The sequence below is a fragment of the Plantactinospora sp. A48 genome, assembly GCF_055793945.1.
Genome location: NZ_JBTIXF010000057.1, coordinates 22,446 through 40,120 on the forward strand (window position 1 = coordinate 22,446; position 17,675 = coordinate 40,120).

Consider the following 17,675-nt stretch of genomic DNA (forward strand, 5'->3'; position numbering starts at 1 on the left):
GCTCAGGGGAACGGGTGCGGCACGAGCCGCAGGTCGGCGTCGGTGAGGTCGTGATCGACCAGGCCGGCCGCGTGGGGCGCGGTCCGCAGCCGGGACATGTACGGCGCCCGCTGCCGGGTCCAGCCGAAGTCGATCGGCAGCAGGCCGGGCACGATCGTGCAGACCGTCCGCAAGCCGATGGCCTCCTGCTCCGGCGTGGTCTGGTCGACCAGCACGGCCTCGAACCCCCGGGCGCGCAGGGCCGACAGCACCGCGTCGAGGTCGTCCACCAGGTTCGCGGTCCGCGCGGGACGGTACCCGGCGAACACCTGCTCGACCGGTCGCGCCGCGCCGCCGTCCAGGTAGGTCCGGGCGTGCGCGGCCATCCGGGGCAGACCGAACAGCGCCGAGTGGTCCGGCAGCCGGCGCACCAGCGAGTAGTCCTCGGCCATCAGCTCCAGCTCGGCGCCGCGGCGGCGCACGGTGCCGGGCTGGTGCGGCAGGTACGTGAGCGCCTCGGCGAGGGCACCGGCGACCGCCTGCTGCGGGTCGAGGTGGGCCGCGGCGGCGAACGAGAGCAGGCCCGGCCCCCCGTCACGCCGGACGGCGAGGCTGGTGACCACGGGAATGTCCAGGTCGATCCGGTTGTCGAAGGCCAGCAGGCGGTATCCCTGCAACTCGGCGCGGTCGGCCATGGCCCGCACGGCCGCCGGGCCGGCGGCCAGGTCGATCCGCGGCAGGACGAGACCGCCGTACCAGGCCAGCAGGAAGGCGTCCCGCTCGACCAGCTCCAGCAGTCCGAACAGCGCGGCCTCCGCCAGGCAACCGCCGGTGGCGCAGCCGCTGGACGAGGAGAGCAGGAACGTGTCGTCCGCGGCCGGCGAGCTGTAGAAGCACAGTCGACGTGCAACCAGCACCGGCCGGCCGGTGTGCAGGTTGTGGCCCCACACCCACGGGATCGGCCGGTCCGGGTCGAACCGCCGCAGGATCGGGTCAGTCCGGTAGACCTCGTCCGGATAGCTGCCGCAGGACTCCGGGTCCAGCGCCTGCTCCCGGACCTGACGGTACGGGGCGATCACCGGTTCGATGTCGCGGCGGCGATGGGTGCCGGCGTACCGCTCCAGACCCTCCAGGTACGCCAGCGCCCGGCTGCGGCCGTACCCGGTGGACTGGCCGCTCCAGGAGACGTCGAGCAGCCCGCCGTAGCCCCGGACGAACCCGCTGCCGGTGACCGGGGCGGTGGTGGGTGAGGTGATGGTGAGCTGGGTGCCGGCGCCCAGCGCGCCGCAGACGGGGTTGACCAGCGCGGCCTCGGGCATCGGGTAACTGTCCGGGGCGCGCAGCCGGTACGCGTCGGGGTGCGGCTTCGGCACGGGCCGCCGCAGCCCGGCGTCCGGCAGGGGCCGGTCGGGCCGCCCGTGGGAGCAGCTCGGGCAGCGTGGCTCGGGCAGCACCGGATGGGTCCGGACCCGTAACGTCCGCCAGTCCAGCTCGGTGACCCGGGCCAGCGCGGCGCTGTGCCGGTCCCACCCGGGCGGCGCCGCCGGCGGCGGGCCGGCGTGCAGCGCGCGGTACAGCTCCCAGACGGCGGCCAGGTGGTAGTCGGGCAGGACCGGCCACGGTCCCACCGCCACCGGTCCGCCACCGACCTCCAGCGCGTCGCGTTCGCTGCGGCCACGCAGCCGCTGCCAGCGGATCGCCAGGCAGTGCCCGCAGGCCGGGTGCGGGCCGGCGCCGCCGGTGGGCCCGAGCAGCACGGCCGCCGCGCTGAGGTGCACGGTGGCGTACCGCCGATCCGGTTGGGCCGGACCGAGCGCGTCCACGGCCCCCAGCGTCACGACCCGGGGTGCGACGCCCACCGGTTGCCGGGACCAGCGCTCGCGCAGGTACCCGGCCAGCCGGGCCGCGGCTACGGCGAGCGGCGCCGGACGGGGCACCGCCCCGCTCACCGGCACCGCGGTGGCGGTCATGAGTGGTTGCTCCACCGGAAGGTCCGCACCCCGATGACCGCGAAGACGACGCCGAAGGCGACCAGGACGCCGCAGGACAGCAGGTAGTCGGCCATCGACCCCTGGCCGGTGAACGCGTACGCCATGCCGTCGTTGACGTAGCGCAGCGGCAGCGCCCGCGAGATGCCCTGCAACCAGCCGGGCATCAGTTCCAGCGGATAGAAGGAACCGGACAGGAAGGCCATCGGCACCACGATGCAGTTGGCGATCGCGGCGACCGCCTCGGCGGTGTCCGCGCGGGACCCCACGATGAGGCCGAGCGCCAGGAAGGTGGTCACCGCGAGCAGCATCACCGGCAGCGACAGCGGCCACTTCGGATCCGGGCGCATGCCGAAGACCGGCAGCATGGCCACGCCGACGAAGAGCAGGCTCTGCGCCACGCCGATGACCAGCGCGACCGCGTACCGGGAGCCGACCACCGACCAGAGGCTGGTCGGCGAGAGGCGGATGATGCGCAGCAGGTCGTCGTTGCGCCACTGCATCAGGGTGAACGACACCCCGAACAGCGCGGCGCTGGCCAGCCCCCAGGAGAGCACCCCGGGGGCGATGAAGTCGATGTAGCCGTGCCCGGTGTCGGCCACCTCCTGACCGTGGAAGATCAGCCCGAAGATGACCAGGAAGACCAGCGGGAACGCGAAGGTGAAGAAGAGGGTCGTGGCGTCGCGGACGGCGGCCTTGTAGGTGGCTCGGGCCAGCGCGGTGTATGCGCTCATGCCTGCGGCGCTCCCATCAGTTGCAGGTAGACGTCTTCCAGGGTGACGGGCCGGGTCTGCACGTCGTCCAGACCGCCCTCGGCGCTGAGCGCGGCGAGCACCCGGGCGCTCTGCGTGGTGCGCAGCACGAGGGCGCCGTCCTCGACGTCGACGCCGTCCACCCCGTCGAGCCGGCCGGCCCGCTCCGGGGTGAGCCGGCCGGGCGGGACGACCAGCCGGGTGCCCAGACCCGAGCGGGCGATCAGGTCGCGCGGACTGTCCAGGGCCCGCACCCGCCCGTCCGCGAGGATGGCGATCCGGTCGCACAGCCCCTGCGCCTCGTCGAGATGGTGGGTGGTGTACACGATGGTCTTGCCGGTGGCCTTGAGGTCGCGCAGCATCGTGCCGAGGTCGCGGCGGGCCTGTGGGTCCAGCGCGGCCGTGGGCTCGTCCAGGAAGATCACCTGCGGGTCGTGCACCAGCGCCGACGCGATGGCCAGCCGTTGGCGCTGACCGCCGGAGACGTTGCTGACCCGCACGTCGGCGGAGCTGGTCAACCCGACCAGTTCCAACGCCTGGTCCGCGGCGGCCGGGGGCAGGTGGTACAGCGCCGCGACGGTCACCAGGTGTTCGCGGGCGGTCAGTCGGGTGAAGAAGGCCGAGCGTTGGGTCTGCACGCCGATCAGCGGCAGCAGGGCGAGGTTGCGCGGGGCGGGCGACATGCCCAGCACGGTCACCATGCCGCTGTCAGGCGTACGCAGCCCCTCGATCATCTCGATCAGGGTGGTCTTGCCGGCGCCGTTGGGACCCAGCAGTCCGAAGAACTCGCCGCGGCCGATCGAGATGGAGATGTCGTCGACCGCCCGCACCGTGCCGTACGACTTCGTCACGGCGTCCAGCACGATGGCGGGATCGTCGGTGGGTGACATGGGTTCGCCTCTCACTGGTTGTCCTGTCGGTGGTTCCGGCCGGCGCACCGTCCTGAATGGACGGTCACCGACCCCGGTCGACCGGCGGAGCCTACCCGCCGGGGCCGAGCCAGCCAGCCAGCGATCGTCAGGCAGACGATAGCGGCCGACAGCGCGTAACCGAACCCGCCGAGCCTGGCGTCCAGCAGCGCTCCCCCGGCGGCGACCACCGCGACCGCGATCGTGGCGACCGCCAGCAGCCACCACAGGCCGTAGAGCCCGAGCCGCACGGCGACCGGGCGCGGGTAACGCGGACCGGTCCGCCGCAACAGCCGGCGCGGTGCCGTGGACAGGTACCGGCGGCTCTCCCGGGCCAGGTCCAGCAGGTCCAGCAGATGACTGGCGATCCGGTACCCGTCCAGTGGTGGCAGCGGGACGAAGTTGACAACCGTCTGCACGCCGCCGACCACGACGTACGCGGCGAGCAGACCGTGCACCCGGCCGGCCGGCAGCACCGCGAGCGGCGCGACGCAGCACAGCACGACCAGCCCGTTGGCCAGCCCCCCGGCCGCGGCGATGGTCACCTGTTGCGACCGACGCGGCAGGTACGGATAGTCCTCGATCCGGCAGGTGAGGGTGAGCAGGTTGATCCGCTGCACGGTGGCGCCGAAGTGCACGGCCGCCAGCCCGTGCGCGAACTCGTGCAGCGCGGCACTCAGCCAGGCCAGCAGCACCAGCGGCGCCAGGCTCACCGGGTCGGTGAACGCCGGGCGGGCGGCCGACCAGAGTGGGCCGAGCCGCAGCGCGACGGCGACCAGCACCGCGGCGACGAGCAGGCACGCCACGGCGAACACCGGGCCACGCATGACCCAGCCCAGGCGCCGGGCCCACCAGCCCAACGCGCCGGCCGGGCCGCCGGGGACGGCTGCCGGACCCGCGACGGCGGGCGTACCCGAACCGCCGGAGGCGGCGGCGACCCCGGACGGACCGGCGCCGGTGGCCGGGGGCGCGACCCCGGACGGACCGGCGCCGGTGGCCGGGGTGGCGCCGGGCGGGTCGCTGGTCAGCAGGTCCCGCTCGTGCAGCAGCCAGAGCAGCCGGACCCAGTGGTCGTCGCTGAGCCGGCGACCGAACTCGGCGGCGTACTCGTGGGCGATCTCGGCCAGCGACCGCGCGCCGTCCATCCGCCGGACCAGGAACTGCTCCTTGGCCGCCAGCTCGAACGCCTTGCCGGTGCGGCGGTCCTTGACCACGTAGACGGTGACCGGGCCGCGCCGCAACGGCCGCGAGAAGATCAGGTCGTCGCGCAGCCGGGGACGCTTGGCCAGCAGGCCCGGGGCGCTCACCGGCACACCGCCACGGACCCGGGGAGCCGTTCGCCACTCACGCCGGCACCGGCTGCTCGCGCAGGACCCGCGCGAGCAGGTAGGACAGGTACGCCTCGTCGCGGATGGTGGCGTGCAGCCGGTTGTTGGTCATGTGCAGGTACGGCGACAGCAGCGACGCCAGCGCCTCCGCCGGATCGGTGAGCACCCGCTCGTCGCCGGTGCTCCACGTCCGCACCGCCAGCGCCCCGGACGTGGCCAGCGCCCGTACCCGCTCCCGGAGCTGGGCGGCGTGCCCGGCCCAGCCGCGCAGGAATCCGGGCAGCCGCTCGGGCCGTCCCTGCTCGATGAGGGCGAGGATCCGGTGTACCCGGCGGCCCAGTTCGACGGCCACCCCGTCGTACATCCGGGCGTACTCGTCGGCGCCGATCAGGTCGGTGCCGGCGAACGCCCGGTGCCAGAACCGGTGGTACGTGTCGAGAAAGTCGATCAGCGCCGCCCGGTCCGGCAGGAAGGTGCCCGCCAGCACCGTCATGAGCTGCGCGGCGGTGCCCAGCAGCACGGGTCGCAGGTGCAGGTTCATCGACGCGAGGGCGTCCAGCACCACCTCGCTGGAGTGCTGGAAGTGCCACTCCGCCACCTCGATGCCGGCCGGCCCGCCGTACTTGCCGTACTCGGGTTCGTAGGGGCGGTAGCTGAACGAGTTGTTGGGCTGCAACAGCATCTGCCCGTTCGCGTCGACGAGGTCCGCCGGACGGCCCGCGGGGAACTCCAGCGCGAACAGGATGTCGTACAGCTCCCGCAGGTAGCCGGTGCCCATCGCGTACAGCGCGGGCCGGGTGGCCAGGAACTGGTTGACCGCCTCCTCGGCCCGCGCCCGCACCGCCGGCTCGTCCTGCGGGGTGCGGGGCCGCAGTCGCAGCCGCACGTGCGGTCCTTCCAGCCAGTAGTTGATGAAGAAGTGGCCGGCCAGCAGCCCCCGCTCGGTGAGGTCGCGGACCAGCGGACGGACGCAGTCGACCAGCAGCGGCTGCGGGTTGGCCGCGTAGAAGACGTGCAGGGCGAGCCACTGCCCCCGGGGGGCGGTGACCGGCTCGGTGGGCAGGGGCACGGGTAAGGCGGTCATCGGGCCTCCCTGGGCTCGGTGCGGAAGGTCTCCACGGCCAGCTCGCAGACGTGGTCGCCGCCCTCGCCGTGGGCGGCCAGCTCGGTCGCGGCGGGCAGCATCTCGCGCAGCACGACCAGGTCCCGCGGCGCGTCGAGCGCGCCACGGAGCGCCTGCAGGGACAGCGGGCTGTCGAAGTCGACGTACTGCGGCTTGGGGTTGGCCACCACCCGGCCGGGATCGGCCGGGTAGATGGTGACGAAGACCTGATCCGGCATCCCGTGCCGGCGCCGCCACCGGCGCCAGTCCAGGAAGGCCGCCGGGTCGACCGCGGGGTCGCCGGTCGCCGGCAGGTCGGCCACCCGCGCCGACCAGCTCCGGCGGCTGAGCACGACGTTGCCGGCGCGCAGCCGCGGGCGGGCGGTGACCCCGTCCGGCCCGGCGGTTCCGGGAACGCCGCGCCAGATGTCCAGCCGGACCATCGAGGCCGGCGACAGCAGCAGGAGGGTACGCGGGATCCGCGGCAGCGCCATCGGCAGCAGGTAGCCCAGGTAGACAACCACCACCTCCCGGTCGAGGGACCGGGACCGCAGCACGACCCGGCCGGTGTCCGGGTCGTGCACCAGGTAGAGGTCGTCGAGGGTGAGCTGCCGCCGCGCCGGCACGCTGCTGGTCTCGCCCGGACAGACTATGACGTGGTCGGTGAGCCGCGCGTGCAGGTTCAGGTTGGTGGTGGCGGGGCCGCCGGTCAGCTCGGCGAACACCGCACCGGGCGGGGTGTGCGCGCCCGCCTGGTCGCGCAGCCGCTGCGCCAACGGCGGGGTGTCCCCGGCGAAGCAGTGCGTGAAGCGGCTGAACGGGAACGCGAGCCCGCCGAACGACTGGTTGAGCACCAGCAGCGGCTCCGGCTCCCGCATCGCCACCTGGGCGAAGTGTCCCTGCGGGCGGAAACCCGGCGCGTCGTCGCCGAGCAGGTCGCCGACCTCGTCGAACAGGTCGGCCGGCAGCGTCAGCTCGGTCCGGTCCGGGTCGGCCTCGACGAGCGCCCGCAGCCGGGCCGCGAAGGTCTGCCGGGCCCGGTCCAGGGCGACCATCTCGGGCCGGCCCAGCCAGTTCTCCTCCGGGGTGTACGTCCCGTCCTCGGCGAACGGCCGGCGTCCCGCGGTGTACGAGGAGTACTGGTCGTACAGGTCGTCGTGGAAGTCCTCGACCAGCCGCAGCAGGTCGTCGCACCGACCGCCGACACCGAACCGGGCCAGGAAGAACCCGTGGAACATGATCCGGTGCGGCAGGGCCTGGTCGAAGGCGGGCAGGATCCGCTCCACCGCGGCGAGGTCGGCGCCCACCAGCCGGTTCCAGTCCCCGGCCGACACGTCGGCGGGGGCACCGGCGATGCGGGTGTCCTCGTACAGCAGCGTCTGCGGCAGGGCCGCGTCGTCCTCGCCCAGGTCGGCCATGGCCGCCCGCAGCGCGGCCCGCAGCCGGTGCCGCAGCTCCCGGCGCTGCCCGAGCTCCCCCTGCCGGTACGCCTCGACGAGCCCGGCGACGCCGTCGAGCCGTTCGGCGAGTTGCCGCGCCCAGGACCGGTCGATCCGGCCCACCGTGCCGGCCAGCGCCCGCAACGGGTCCGGCGTGTGCACGTCGGTGTCCAGGCCGACCAGCCGGAGCATCCCGAGCCGCAGCAGGGTCGACAGGTACGCCTCGCTCTCCGCCCGGTCGGCGCCGGTCCGCGCGCCCAGCCGGTCCACCAGATCGGCGCAGCGCATGGTGCCGCGCTCCTGCAGCAGGGTGGTCAACTCGTCCAGGACGCCGCTGCGACGCAGGAAGAACAGCCCGTCCCGGATGGAGTCGAAGCTGACCGCGGCGCTGTCGTCGCCGGCCGTGACCCACTGGCGCACGTACCGGATCCGGTCGTCGTCGCGGCGCCAGCCCGGGCTCAGCGTGACCGGCAGGTCGCCACGCCGGTCCGGGTCGGCGCTGATCAGGTCGGCCAGCCGCGAGACGAGGACGACGTTGAGGCGGACGTGGCGCTGCCAGTCCGGGCCGACCCGCAGGTCCAGGCCCGGGGCGTCGTCGTCGAAGCGGCCCAGCGCCACTCCGGTGAAGGTGCTGAACGGGCTGGTCTTGCAGGCGGTGCGGTAGAGGTAGGACAGCAGCGAGCGCTCGATCCGGCGGATCTTCTTGTTCGCCGGCCGGGCCGGGTCCGGCGCGGCGATCGTGGCGAGCTGCTCGTCGAGCGTCGGGGAGGCGAACTGGAGTCCGCCGCGCAGCCGTGGCTCGTCGGCCAGCCGCCACAGCAGCCGGCGCGTCTCGGCGACGTCGGCGGCGAACCCGGCGGCGCCCTCGTCCTGCTCCCGCGCGAGTTGCCGGCGCAGCCCCAGCCACTGCCGCACGGCGGGTAACGCCGCCGGGCGGACCTGTTCGACCGCGGCCAGCGCCGCCTCGGGCGAGGTGGGCAGCGCGGTGTTGAAGATCTGTCGCCGCAGGGTCAGCAGCCGGCGGCGCGCGGCCTCGTCGTCGTTGGCGCTGATCAGTTCGTGGAGCAGGTCGCTGAGCCGGGCTCCGTCGCTGACCAGCCGGTCCTCCAGCGCGAGAACGCCGTCGGCCCAGGCGCACGCCCGGGGACAGCGCAGCCGCTCGACGGTGGACAGCGGCAGTCCGGCGACCCGGGCCAGCAGGTACGACCCCGGCTGCCAGCCGGCGGCGGTGACCCTCCCGGGTGTCCCCGTGGACGACGTGGACGGCGTGGACGGCGTGGACGGCGTGGACGGCGTGGACGGCGTGGACGGCGTGGACGGCGTGGACGGCGTGGACGGCGTCATCGCGGCTCGCAGCGCCGGGGTCATCGCAGCTCGTAGCGGTAGTCACCGAGGCCGGCGCGCTCCGCACCGGCCAACATGATGAGCAGCGGGAACTCCCCGGTGTCGGCCAGGTGCAGCTCCTCGACGTACGAGACGTTGTCGAAACCCAGCGCCACCCCGGCTCCGACCCGCAGGGCCGCGGCGGCGGTGTAGAAGGTCTGCGCCACCGCGCCGATGGTGGCGTTGACGAGGTTGTAGCCACGGTCGCCCGTGGCGTCGAGGACGGCGGGCGTGCGCACGGTCGGCACCAGAACCACGGCGGCCTGTTCCAGGTTGTAGTTGGCCAGGAAATAGTTGCGCTGGAGGAAGTCGCCCGGCGGGCCGGAGGTGATCCGGGCCAGCGTGTGCGTCTCGGGCTCGTACCCGTACCCCCCGCTGGGCACGTCCGCGACGTGGTTGACGAAGGCGTAGATCCTGGCCAACGGGCCGTCGTCCGCGGAGTCGATCTCGCAGGGCACGGTGCTGCCGGCGGTGGCCCGCAGCAGCGCCGCCAGGTGCGCCGCGGGCATCGGCCGGCCGGCGGCGAACCGGCCGAAGCTGCTCCGCCGGGCGGCCAGCGCGGCGCTCACCGACATCCGCATCGGCGCGGGTTCCGGCAGCGGTACCCGGGTCCGCTCCGGCGGTGCCGGCGGGATGCCGGCGGCGGCCAGCGCGCCGCGCGGCGGACGGTCGACCGCCGCGGCGGTGGCCCGGTGGATCCGGCGCAGGGTGTCGAACTCCAGCAGCCGCCGGGACCGCTCCTGGTCGGCGTGCCGGACCCGGACCGTCGGAGCCGGCTGTGGCCACGGCGATCCGGCGGACCGGTCGCCGCCGGCGGGTCCGGTGTCGCCGGCCCCTTCACCGGTGGGGCCGGCACCGCCGGCACCGCCGACGCTGTCGGGACCGCCGGCGGTGCCCGGACCGTCGGCGGGGCCCGGACCGTCGGCGGGCGCCCAGGTCAGCGGTACGACGGCGAACAGCGCCTCGTCGTCCGGGACCAACCCGAGCAGGTCGGCGAGCGCGGCCTGGTCGAACCAGAGCACCGGCTCGACCCGCCGGCCCTGGGCGCCGGCCCACAGCCGCCAGGTCTGCACCAGGGTTCCCACGTCCATCGACACCGCGTGGTAGGAGAAGTTGTTGTACTTGAAGGCGTTCTGCCAGTACTTGACGCCGACGATCAGGAACTGGCCGGCGTGCTGTTCCGGCCCGACCGCCTCGGCCACCCGGGCGGTGACGTCGCCGGCCAGCAGCCGCTGCATGGCGTGCCGGGCGTGCGCGTAGTAGTAGACGCCCGGCGGCACCCCGGCGCCCGGCCCCGCGACCCAGTAGACGCTGCACGGGTAGAGGCCGCCGCCGGAGGCCGTGCCGCGGTGCCAGTTGGCGTGCGCGTACGAGGGCAGGGCCGCCAGGTCGGTGTTGGCCTGGACGCCCAGTCGGCGCCCGAACAGGCCGTACGAGTGGTGCAGCATGCTGGCCAGCAGCGGCAGCGTGAACGGCTCGTCGGCCGCCCCGGATCCGCCCGGGACGGTACCGGCCGACCCAGCCGGCGGGGTGCTGGCCGAACCGCGCAGGGCGGTGCCGGCCGACGCGCGCAGCGCGGTGTCCAGGCTGGCCGTCACCGGCGTCGGGGCCGGCAGCGGAAACGCGGTGGCCGCCGGGTAGTACTTGCCGCGGCGGGGCGCGTCACCCCAGTCCGGGGTGAAGTCGACCGGTGGCATGGGCTCCCGACCCCGCCTCAGGATCGCGGTCGCGTAGGCGTGGGCGAAGCCGGAATTGTCGGGCGTCATGGCGGGACCTCACGGGAACGGGTGGGGGACGGCATGGACTTCGTGCTCGTACAGGTCGCGGTCGAGCAGGCCGGCCTCGCGGAACGCCGTTCGCAGTCGCGGCGCGTGCGGCGCGCGCTGGCGCAGCCAGCCGAAGTCGATCGGCAGGAGTCCGGGGACGATGACGCTGGCCGTGTGCAGGCCGAGGTCGCGCTGCTCGGGTGAGGTCTGGTCGACGGCGATCACGTCGAACCCGTGCCCGGTCACCGCGCCCAGGCAGTATTCGAGGTCGTCGCGCAGGTCGCCGGAGACGGGCGGCGCGGGCCGGTCCCGCCCGTACAGCTCGCGCATGGGCGCCGGGCGTGGCCCGCGCTCCAGCAGGAACGCCGCGTGCCGGGCCATCTCCGGCAGGCCGTAGAGCAGCGGGTGGTCGTGCAGCCCCTGCACCTTGGCGAAATCGGTTACCATGCCCCGCAGTCGCGGCTCGTCGGCGGCGGCCCGGACCCGGACCATCACCGAATCGGTGGCGATCTCACACAGCGCCGCGGTGATGGCCGCCTGCGGGTCGAGACTGGCGCCACCGCCGAAGGCGAGCGTGCCCAGCCCGCCGTCCTCGCGGACCGCCACCGCGGTCACCACCGGGATGTCGAAGGTGATCCGGGCGTCGAAGAACCTGGCCCGGTAGCCGTACATCGCCAGCCGGTCGATCATCATCCGGATCCGCGGCTGTTCGATGCTGGCCGGATCGATCTCCGGCAGCGACCGCGCGCCGTACCAGGCCAGCAGGAACGCGTCCCGCTCGACCGCCTCCATCAGGCCGTGGTAGACCGCCTCCACCATGGACCCGCCGGAGGCGCAGCCGTTCGAGGTCTCCTGGACGAACCGCTCCTGCACGTTCGCCGCGTGGTAGTAGACCAGGATCTCCGGTACCAGCACCGGCCGCTGGTCGCGCAGCGTCCAGCCCCAGACCCAGCTGATCGGCCGGTCCGGGTCGAACCGGTGCACGTACGGGTTGGCCCGGTGGAACTCCTCGGTGTACAGCCCGCAGGTGCGCGGGTCGAGGGCGTCGTCGCCCAGTTCGGTCAGGCTCGCGGTTACCGCCGTGCGCTTGCCTCGCGGGCGCAGCCCGGCGGCCCGCTCCAGCCCTTCCAGCACCGCGATCCGGGCGCTGCGCCGGTAGCCGTCGGCGTGTCCGCCGTACAGCGTCTCGCGCAGGTACCGGCCGGTGCGCAGGGTGAAGGCGCCGACCGCCGGGGAGGTGGACAGCGAGGTGAGGTCCTGCCACAGCGTGCCGCCGAGCGCGCCGCAGACCGGGTTGGCGAACGCCTCGACGGTCAGCGGATAGTCGTCCAGGTCCCTGCCGCGGAACGTGCCGGGCGCGCTCGTCGGCGTCGGGCCGAGCTTGATCTCGGCGAGTCCGGGGGCGTCCGGCCGGCCGGTACCGCAGGCCGGGCAGCCCGGGTCCGGCACCAACGGAACCCGCGACACGCGCAGGGTGCGCAGGTCGACCTGGCAGACGGTGGCCGGGCCGGCGCCGGGGTCCGGGGCGACGCGGTGCGCCTCGATGAGGGCGTGCAGGAAGTCGGCCACGAACGCGGTCGCGTACGGCCACGGATTGGCCGCGACGGTCGGGCCGCCGAGTTCCACCGCGTCGCGCAGGTCGCGGTGCCGCACCGCCTGCCAGCGCCGCGCCAGGCAGGTCGCGCAGGGCGCCGCCGACGACACCGGTCCGAGCAGGGCCAGTTGCCCGTACAGCAGCACCCGGGGATGTCCGGCGCCCGACCCGGGCGGGCTTGCCCGCGGTACGTCCGGACCGGGTGCGGTCGGCGCGGATGGGTCCGGTGCGAAGGTGGCCAGTTCGTCGCGCACCCCGAGCGGGACAACCTCGACCGGGCAGCCGCGCCGCGCGAGCAACCGCGCCAGGGCGGCGCAGATCAGTTCGTCCGGCTGGCTCGGCGCGGCGACGTTCACCGGTCACCCGCGCTGGCCAGCAGCACCCGGACCGCGACGAGCCCGCCCGCCGCCAGGTCCGCCCCGCCGACGGGCGCCACCAGGACGTCGAGGCCGATCCCCGGCAGCCCGCGCAGGACGTCCGCCCAGCGCCGCACCACCCCGGTGGCGGCCTCGGCTTCGGACCGCACGGCCAGCGTGCCCGCGTCGAAGTCCGCCAGCACGGGATCGCCGATGTCCGGTTCGTCGCCCGGTGCCTGCTGCCGGAGCTGCACCTGGCCGAGCAGGTCCCGCAGCGCACCGACCGCCGCGACCGGCCAGCTCGGGTCCGCGCCCAGGGCGTACGACCAGCGGCCCCGGGCCTCATCCCAGCAGCGCGCCAGCAGCCCCGCCAGCCCCGTACCCGGCTCGGCACCGAGGTCGAGCAGTTCGACCGTGACCCCCAGGTTCACCGCCGACTTGGTGAGGAAGACCAGCTCGGGATCGCCGTCCACGGCGTCGAGGCGAACCTGGCGTACCGGAGCCACCCCTTCGACGGCCCGGCGCAGCGCCCGGTAGGCCAGCGCCGACGCCAACCCGGCCCGGACCGCTTCGCTGAGGTCGCTGCCGGCTCCCCCGCCGGCGCGGGTCGGCTCGACGAGGTGGCCGCGGTTGGCCGCGCCGAACGGCTCCAGCACCGCCACCGGCACGGCCACCACCCGCCCGGTCAACAGCGACCGGGCCGCGGCCCAGTCCCGCGGCGCCGACCCCTCCGCCCGCTCGCCGGTGCCGGCCCAGCCCGAGGCGAGTCCGAGCCGCGCGGCGCCGATCCGCGGCGCGTCGTCGGGTGCGGCCCGACCCACCGCCGCGTGACCGGTCCGCACCACGGCCGCCGCGCGCAGCGCCCGCAGTCGGGCCGCGGCCACGTGGTGGACGTCGAAGGCGGTCAGGGTACGGCGCCGGCCGCCGCCGTCGGTGAACTCGACCGCCCCGATCTTGATCGGGGTCTGGTCCCACCGCTCGTCGTCGTACCGGCGGAACACCCCCAGGTGGGGCTGGACCAGCGGCTGGTGGGTGGCCAGCGCCGCCACCGCGGCCTCCGCCTCGGCGGACGGGTCCTGGTCGGCGGTCCCGGTGGCCACCCCTTCGGCGTCCAGGTCGACGCCGTCCCAGGACAGCTCCGGTGGCTCGGGGCGGCAGAAGACGCAGCCGGGGTCGGCCAGCAGCGGCTCGGCCAGCACATCGAGCGAGGCGAGGTGCTGTACGAGCACCCCGCCGTCGGTCTCGGCCGGCAGCGCGCCGGTTCTCAACCGGAAGATCTCGTACGCCAGCAGGTTTCCGACCATCGCCGCCAGTGGCCCGTCCGGTTCGGCGGCGCCCGGCGCGGCGCCGCGCGGCAACGCCGCGGCGCGCCACACCAGCCCGGCGGCCCCGGTCTGGTCGTTGTCGGCGAACCGGGTCATCGCGCAGCACCAGCAACCCCGGCGGTCGGCGCCCATCACCGGGCCCACCAGCATCCGCTCCCCGACGACCCAGGCGGTAAGCAGCAGCCGGCCGGCCGGGACTCCCGCCGCCAACAGCCGCAGGGCGTCGCGCGGCGCGTCGTCGCCGGCCGCGACGACGACGATGTCGGCCGCTTCCAGGTCCGACCAGTCGACCTCGGCGCCCGTACGGGGCAGTTCGGAGACGGTGGCCGCGCAGGTCACGGCGTCCAGTTCGGCCAGCTCCGCCGCCAGCGTGCCGGCGACCTCGGGCGCGGCCCGCACCTCGGCGGCGCCGTTGCGCAGCAGGCCCAGCACGCAGGCCCGGGCGACGGGACCGGTGCCCAGCACCGCGGTCCGGCTGCCGCGGAAGTCGGCGAACCGCTGCGGCGCGCGGTCGACGTAGTGGTCGAGGTAGGCGATCTGCGCGGCGAAGTGCGCGGCCACGGCCGGCCCCAGCACGGTGGCCGGGTCGGCCTCGTCCGTCGGGATGTCCCGGGCGAATCCCCGGGCGTAGAGCGCGCTGACCAGTTCGCCGATCATGGCGCGCTGCGTCTCGGGCAGCCGGGCGCAGATGTCGGCGACCCGGTTCCGCCCGTTGAGGTGGGGAACGAGCAGTGACGCCAGCCGGTACGCGGTGGTGGCGGAGAGCCGGAAGCCGCTGTTGGCGTTGTGGAACAGCACTCCGTCCTCGGTCCGGGTGAACAGCACGTCGTGGCGGATCCGCGGCCGGGTCTGAGCCACCGTCTCGTAGGCAGCGCTCATCGCAGGGTTCCCTTCGCTCGGTGCGGGCGTGATGGTGGTTCGTGGGGCGGTGCGTAACGCCCGGCGGCTTCCCGCGCGTGCAGTCTCGGCAGGTCCCGGATCCAGTAGTGCGCCGCGCTCTCTTCCAGCAGGCAGTGGTCGACGAGGTCGTCGAGGAGGTCGCGGGCCGCGCCGGGATCGACGCCGAGCAGCTCGGCGGCCCGGTCCACGGTGATCGTCCCGGTGGTCGTGGTGGCCAGGCGGACGAACACCCGGGCCAGTTCGTCACCGGCCCGGTCCAGCGCGTCGTCCAGGCGGTGCCCGAGTGACATGCCCGGATCGCCGGCCAGGCTCAGCCGACCGATCCGGTCCGCGCGCAGCCACTCGACGGCCTCGGCGAGGCTCATCCGGGAGCGCAGCAGCATCCGGGTGGCGACGATGCGCAGGGCCAGCGGCAGGTGCTGGCACAGTGCCGCGAGTTCCGCGGCCGCCACGGGCTCGCTGTCCACCCGGTCGGCGCCGAGCAGGTCGGTGAACACCTGGATGGAGTCGACCGGGTCGAGCGGTTCGAGCCGGTGCAACCAGCCGCCGGAGCGCGCGACCAGGCCAGACAGGCTCTGCCGGCTGGTCAGCAGCAGGACGTCACCGGGGTCGAGCAGCGCCGGAAGCCGTAGCGCCACGGCCGCGTCAGCGACGTCGTCGAGCAGCAGCAGCCGCGGCCCGGCGGCGGGGTCACCGGCGGCCAGCACCTGCCGTTCGGCGTCCTCGGCCGGCAGCGCCGTGCCGGTCGCGGAGCGCATCGGCAGGGACAGCCGGCCACCGGGAAAGGCGTCGGCGACAAGATGTGCGACCTGCTGCGCCAGCGCGGTCTTGCCGATGCCCGGTGGGCCGCTGAGCACCACGATCGGGGTGCCGGCCCGCAGTCGGTCGACGACCGCGCGGCAGAGCGCGACCCGGCCGACGAAGCCGGAGACCGCCGACCCGCGGGCCAACTGGGGAGCGGGCTCGACCAGTCCGACGGCGGCGGATCGGCCGGCTGCGGCGGCCGGACCCGTTGGGGCGGACGATCTGACGAGGGTGTCCGGGCCGGGTGGCGCGGGCAGGCCGGGCGCCGCGGCGGAGGCGGAGGAACCGGCCGGCACGGGTCCGCCGGACGACGTGGCCAAGGCGACAGCCGGCCCCGGGCTACCGGCCGGCGCGAACGGCGAACCGGCCAGGGCGGACGGACCAGCCGATACGGCCGGACCGGCCGACGCGGAGGGACCAGCGAACGGCGGCGGGCCGGCGAACGCGGGCGGACCAGCCAACCCGGGCGGGCCGGCGAACGCGGACGGGTCGCCGCGCAGGATCACGAGTTCCAGTCCACGCAGCGTCGGCCCCGGGTCGACGCCGAGTCCCTCGCCGAGGTGCTCCCTGATCCTGCGGAACTCCGCCAGCGCGTCGGCGCGGCGGCCGGTCCGGTACAGCACCCTGATGAGCTGCTCGGAGAACCGCTCGTTGGCCGGGTACGCGCGGGTGGCCGTCCACAGGTCGACCAGCGCCGACCGGTCGCGACCCAGGCCGATCTTCAGGTCGCAGACACGCTCGATCACCCGGACCCGCTCCTCGCTGATCCGCGGTACGACGTCCCGGTGCAACGCCTCCGACGGCACGTTGGCCAGCATCGGGCCGCTCCAGAGCGCGAGCGCCTCCTCCAGCGTCGCCAGCTCCGCCTCGGGATCCCGTTCGTCGCGGGTCTGCCGGATCAGGTCGCGGAAGTGCATCAGGTCCACGCTCTGCGCGGTGGCCGTGATGCGGTAGCCGCCCGGCACGGTCTTGATCACGCTGCCGGTGATGCCGTGCCGGCCGAACATCTGCCGCAGCCGCAGCGCACACGTCTGGAGCGCGGCCTTGGCTGAGGCGGGCCGTTCGTCGCCCCAGATCGCCTGTTGCAGCATGCCGACCGACACGACCTCGTCCGGATGCAGCAGGAGCGTCGCCAGCAGCGAGGTCACCTTCGACGGTGGCAGGACCAGCGTCTCGCCCATGCTGGTCAGCGTCAGCGGGCCCAGCACCCGGAAGGCCGCGACCCGCCCGGGTTCCCCCGCCGACGACCCGACCCGGTCGGGTTGGGCCACCGGTCCACGCTCCATCGTGATCCCCCGTCACAATCCTCGGGCCGAGTCCGCGCGTGCGGGACCCGGCGCCAGGCCCTGTTCCACCAATGTCGATCGGGCCGAGCCGAGCTGGCGGTCCGGCGGTGTCGGCAGGGCGGCCAGGGCTTCGACACCGGTCTAGGTGACCGTCCATCCCCGTAACGCGGGCACGACCCGTACCGCGCGCTCACAGACGCGCTGCACGATGTAGTCGGATATCTCCTGCTCGGAGGCGACGGTGAAAACCGCCAACTCCACGCAGCCGGCGATGATGCGGGCATGGATGTGCCGGATGCCGTCGGCCAGGGTCGTGTTGAGCCAGAGCAGGTCGGTCAGCTCGCCGGCGGACAGCGCGGAGTCGTCGCGCGGCGGCCGCAACGCGATCCGGGTGAGCAGCACGGCACGCCTCCGCAACCGGGCCGACCCGGTCTGCGCGCCTGCCCCCTCCGAGCCGATCTCGTGATGACGATCAGGAACTCCCTCGGCCAGATCCACCCGAGCCGTAGCCGCGACCGGCCCGGAGCCGGTGCGGGGTTGTCGCCCGTCAGGCACTGGGGCGCCTCCTCATTGCGTCGTCCACCGTCGATGCGGTGGCACTAAGAGACTGGGCGCTGACGGGTCGTGACGTCACCCCCACCGGTTGTGGGGGGGGGGGGGGGGGGGGGGGGGGGGGGGGGGGGGGGGGGGGGGGGGGGGGGGGGGGGGGGGGGGGAGGGGTGAGGTCAAGCAGACAGAGCTCCAGGAGCGTGGTGTGCGGTGCCC

At 74.6% G+C, this 17,675-nt stretch carries 11 protein-coding genes; all 11 read right to left on the bottom strand.

The window, feature by feature from the left end; all coding sequences use genetic code 11:
• Positions 1-2: 2 nt before the first annotated feature.
• The gene (locus ACXN5W_RS23935) at positions 3-1,949 is read right to left on the bottom strand and encodes a TOMM precursor leader peptide-binding protein (protein ID WP_473160616.1); all 1,947 of its coding nucleotides are present in this window, start codon (positions 1,947-1,949) and stop codon (positions 3-5) included.
• The gene (locus tag ACXN5W_RS23940) at positions 1,946-2,701 is read right to left on the bottom strand and encodes an ABC transporter permease (RefSeq protein WP_473160604.1); all 756 of its coding nucleotides are present in this window, start codon (positions 2,699-2,701) and stop codon (positions 1,946-1,948) included. The genes ACXN5W_RS23935 and ACXN5W_RS23940 overlap by 4 nt, the downstream gene beginning before the upstream one ends.
• Positions 2,698-3,624, bottom strand: a complete 927-nt coding sequence (locus tag ACXN5W_RS23945; protein WP_473160605.1) for an ABC transporter ATP-binding protein — start codon at positions 3,622-3,624, stop codon at positions 2,698-2,700. The genes ACXN5W_RS23940 and ACXN5W_RS23945 overlap by 4 nt, the downstream gene beginning before the upstream one ends.
• Positions 3,621-4,934 carry a peptidase M50 gene (locus ACXN5W_RS23950; RefSeq protein ID WP_473160606.1) on the bottom strand — a complete coding sequence of 438 codons (1,314 nt, stop codon included), beginning with the start codon at positions 4,932-4,934 and terminating at the stop codon, positions 3,621-3,623. Before ACXN5W_RS23950 ends, ACXN5W_RS23945 begins: the two co-directional genes overlap by 4 nt.
• Positions 4,935-4,971: 37 nt before the next feature.
• Positions 4,972-6,039: a thiopeptide-type bacteriocin biosynthesis protein gene (locus tag ACXN5W_RS23955; RefSeq protein WP_473160607.1), complete on the bottom strand. Its 1,068-nt coding sequence runs from the start codon at positions 6,037-6,039 to the stop codon at positions 4,972-4,974.
• Positions 6,036-8,864 carry a lantibiotic dehydratase gene (locus tag ACXN5W_RS23960; protein ID WP_473160608.1) on the bottom strand — a complete coding sequence of 943 codons (2,829 nt, stop codon included), beginning with the start codon at positions 8,862-8,864 and terminating at the stop codon, positions 6,036-6,038. The genes ACXN5W_RS23955 and ACXN5W_RS23960 overlap by 4 nt, the downstream gene beginning before the upstream one ends.
• Complete coding sequence (locus ACXN5W_RS23965) at positions 8,861-10,645, bottom strand: SagB family peptide dehydrogenase (protein ID WP_473160609.1); 1,785 nt, start codon at positions 10,643-10,645, stop codon at positions 8,861-8,863. The genes ACXN5W_RS23960 and ACXN5W_RS23965 overlap by 4 nt, the downstream gene beginning before the upstream one ends.
• Before the next feature lie 9 nt (positions 10,646-10,654).
• Entirely contained in the window at positions 10,655-12,595 is a 1,941-nt protein-coding gene (locus ACXN5W_RS23970; RefSeq protein ID WP_473160610.1) for a TOMM precursor leader peptide-binding protein, read from the bottom strand.
• Positions 12,592-14,799 (bottom strand): TOMM precursor leader peptide-binding protein, encoded by a 2,208-nt coding sequence (locus ACXN5W_RS23975; RefSeq protein ID WP_473160611.1) that lies wholly within the window; start codon positions 14,797-14,799, stop codon positions 12,592-12,594. Before ACXN5W_RS23975 ends, ACXN5W_RS23970 begins: the two co-directional genes overlap by 4 nt.
• Complete coding sequence (locus ACXN5W_RS23980) at positions 14,796-16,910, bottom strand: AfsR/SARP family transcriptional regulator (RefSeq protein WP_473160612.1); 2,115 nt, start codon at positions 16,908-16,910, stop codon at positions 14,796-14,798. Before ACXN5W_RS23980 ends, ACXN5W_RS23975 begins: the two co-directional genes overlap by 4 nt.
• 141 nt (positions 16,911-17,051) lie before the next feature.
• A complete protein-coding gene (locus ACXN5W_RS23985; RefSeq protein ID WP_473160613.1) occupies positions 17,052-17,327 on the bottom strand; it encodes a hypothetical protein in 276 nt (91 codons plus the stop codon).
• Positions 17,328-17,675 lie beyond the last annotated feature (348 nt).